General features: G+C 54.8%; 1 protein-coding gene and 2 pseudogenes. All 3 read right to left on the reverse strand.

Annotated features, from left to right (window positions below):
* Positions 1-1,663: pseudogene (locus tag NMG70_RS30575) on the reverse strand (OmpA family protein); the annotation flags it as partial.
* Positions 1,664-1,670: 7 nt separating this feature from the next.
* Positions 1,671-2,336 (reverse strand): coiled-coil domain-containing protein, encoded by a 666-nt coding sequence (locus NMG70_RS30580; RefSeq protein WP_254027928.1) that lies wholly within the window; start codon positions 2,334-2,336, stop codon positions 1,671-1,673.
* Positions 2,337-2,965: 629 nt separating this feature from the next.
* Positions 2,966-3,096, reverse strand: a pseudogene (locus NMG70_RS30585) (IS110 family transposase); the annotation flags it as partial.
* Positions 3,097-3,366: the final 270 nt, after the last annotated feature.

Raw genomic sequence — 3,366 nt, forward strand, 5'->3', positions numbered from 1 at the left:
GGCTCTGATAGAATTGCCACTGCGAATGAACGCGGGCAGGATCAATCTGCGTTCCGGACAACAGCGACTGCGGGTCGGCGGCAAGCGGGTCTCTCAGGCCGGCAATATAGAATTGGCCATCGCGCACCTTTTGTTCGGCAACGATGATGCCCGGCTGGGTTCCCAGTCGCGACACATAAGTCTGCCAGTGCTCCGCCGCGCGTGCTTCGGGGCTCACATCACGAACCTTGGAGATGTCGAAGACCGGTCCGCCTGCCGAAAGCTGTCGGGCCGCTGCGCGTGCCCGATCAATCCAGGTGTCGGGAGCCTCACCCTCGGCAACGATGCGATCATTGACGATCGAAAGCCGAACCGATTTCGGCGGAGCCAACGACGCCGTTAGCCGCTTCAGCACGAACTCCGGCTCAAGGCTCTGATAGAATTGCCACTGTGAATGAACGCGGGCGGGATCGACCTGCGTTCCGGATAACAGCGACTGCGGGTCGGCGGCAAGCGGGTCTCTCAGGCCGGCAATATAGAATTGGCCATCGCGCACCTTTTGTTCGGCAACGATGATGCCCGGCTGGACACTCAGCCGCGACACATAGGCCTGCCAGCGTTGCCCGGATTGCCAGGAAAGAAAGAACCAACCGCCTGCCGGAATCAAAACCAGCAGGACTGCAGCCACCACCAACCACGGAAATCCCTGGTTTGAGTCCTCCTGCTTCAGTTCAACGCAGGTCTGCAACTGCGACTCTATGCCGGCCAACTGCGAACTGTCGCCGTCAAACTGCTCTAACGCCTGTAAGCATACATCATGGATGCGAAACAACACATCGCGAAATATTTCATGTAATTCCTCTGGCGGATTTCCCCGGATCACCGCGACCAAGGTCGCAAACGGTCCAACTTCCGACCAGAGACGAAGCTCCCCGAAACGGATAGTGTCCAGGCCGCTCTGTTCTTTCTCGTTAAATGAGTCTTTCACAAAATCTTGAATTGCACTAAGCATGGAAGAAATGAGTTGAGGATCTTCGCTCGTTGCATTATCGGCAGTTACGTGCGCTATCAAAAGCCCGGAATTGCGGTTAATGAGAAAGACATGCTCTACACGATAGACAAGGGAGTGCTTAAGGACAACTTCTGAGAAGCTTGCACCCGTTCTCCAAGCTTCAAATCTCCACTTGAGCCCATGCCAGGTAAATATATGTCTTAAAGTTTCATTCAGCGACTGAAAGGTCTGATCGATCTTTTCCCCAATCGACTTGCGAATTGCCGGCAGAAACACCGGGTATAATATATCCGTAAGCGTACGCGGGCTCTTCTGGATGGACCGTTGCACGGCCCTCTCGACAGCTGGCGCAAGGGCCTCGCCGAGTTGCGCATAAGGCGCACGTGCGGCTGCACTGGGGAGAACACCCCCAACTGCAGACGCAAGCTGCTCAGGTTCGTCGAGCAGGTGCGTAACTCGTGAAAGCTCCGAAATTTCGCGGCCGACCAGCAACTGGCGCAGCGTTGCCATGCGAGGATCGGCGGTTGGAACTCCGTCGAAACGCGCACGATAGTCCGGATCAACGTTCCGGGCAATTTCGACCAAAAGACTAGCCAGAGCCTCGCGATCAATCTCTGTATCGTTCGAAGCTGCTTTTTGAGCAAGGCTGATTGGGTCGACGGTCGACGTCAAGTTCCGATCAACTCACTTTCCAACTACGCTCCGAGTTGCTCTTGCTGCCGGCGGGATCCTGATTTAGACATTTTGCAACCTCGACAAACAGGCCAGCCAAAAGATTTCGGTCGGTCTTGACGTTGCTGAGATCGGAAAACATTTTCTCCATCAGCATCTGCATGCTTTCATTCTTTTGCTTGATTTCCTCACGCAGCAATTGATCGCTTCGATTTATCCGGTCCGCAACTTCGCGCTCAAGCTCGCTCAATTGATCCGACAACGCGCGCACCTGCTTTTCAAGCGCCTGATTTTGCTCGCGAAGATTCCGGTCGATCTCCTTGTCGGCCTCGGCTCGTGCATCTTTTTCGTTCCGCAATTGCGCCGCGAGCGATTCGACCTGCTTCTTTGCATTTGACTCGTACATTTCAAGATTGCGCTTGGCCTCGGATTCGACATCCTTGAAGCGCTGCAAGAACCGTTCTTCAAGCTTGGAAAAACGGCGGTCATAGTCCTGCATCTGGTTGCCGAACAGCAGATCACGTATCTTGTCGACACCTACAGCGTCGCCGGAGACCCCGCCCTCGCGAGCCTGGACCCCCATGAAGGCCAGCCCGTTTCCGTCTGCATTACTTATCAGATTTTCGTCCGCTTTATTTGCTGAAGAAGCGGTATTCGAAGATTCCTTAGCCATCCTTATGCCCCTTCATTTGAGCACCTGCCACAGTGCAAAACTCAAAAACACCCAAGCATGTCAGCAAAATACCCGGCTCGCAAGCCGGAATCTTCTTGACTCAGGCCAATTCGCGCGACCCTTTTACATCTCTTGAACTAGCCGCAAATGCACGAGTTCCGATTGGTGTCGCTCCCACATCTCTTTGTGATAGCAGCCATAGCCGCCTAATCTAATCGACCATTGGACGCAATCTATTATCGAAATGATTAATACAATGTCTGGCTATAGCTACTGGAGCGCAATTAAGTAGCGCCGGCTCATTAGAAGTATCTAAAGTAGCTGGTCTGGCGGTGCACATACTGTCTCGCACCCGGCTGTATACTGCGACGATCAGCTTCCGATTCGGGCCCAGCGGCAGAGGGAATGTCTACTTTTGCACGGAGAATGGCTGTTCGAGACTGCACCTCGGAATCGAGGCGTTTTGGTCGATAGGAGGGAAGCAATAGTCCCGATAACTGCAGTCATTCACACCAAAGCTTCAGTCGGCTTGCATTTATTGCGCCCCCGATTGCAAAAGACGTCAGTTTGCCGTAGCTGTCGCACTCATACGATGCCGGGGACCGCAGCTTGTGGTCATGGCGCCGACTTCCGGGGATCGACATGAGTATGCGGCATGCTTGGCTTTGACGGGCATCTGCGACAGCTGGCGCCCAAGCTCGGCGGCACGGGTGCGAATGCTGCGCCAGGCTTCCAGCATCGGTAGCACGACAGGAGCAAGCTCGCTCTGCAGCCAATGGCGGCGTCGCGGTATCTCCGAAGAGTTCGCAGAAGACTGACGCAGCGTCCCTGAGGACCGTTTCCTTTGGCAGGAAATCGCCGGCTATGTTGCGGGACTCTTGTTCTACATTCAAACCAGGCGCGGGTAAGACGGCGTGGCGCATAATCCCTTGGTTTCAATCGTGGTTCCTGCGCACAATGCGGAGGTGACGCTGGCGCGCGCACTCGATTGCCTTCTCGATCAGGAAATAGTGGATTGGGAGGCGATCGT

Source organism: Mesorhizobium ventifaucium (assembly GCF_935822925.1).
Taxonomy (GTDB): Bacteria; Pseudomonadota; Alphaproteobacteria; order Rhizobiales; family Rhizobiaceae; genus Mesorhizobium; species Mesorhizobium ventifaucium.

Bases quoted from the DNA above. Each gene is read 5' to 3' on its own strand.
- NMG70_RS30580 (WP_254027928.1), bottom strand. From the start codon at position 2,336: ATGGCTAAGGAATCTTCGAATACCGCTTCTTCAGCAAATAAAGCGGAC.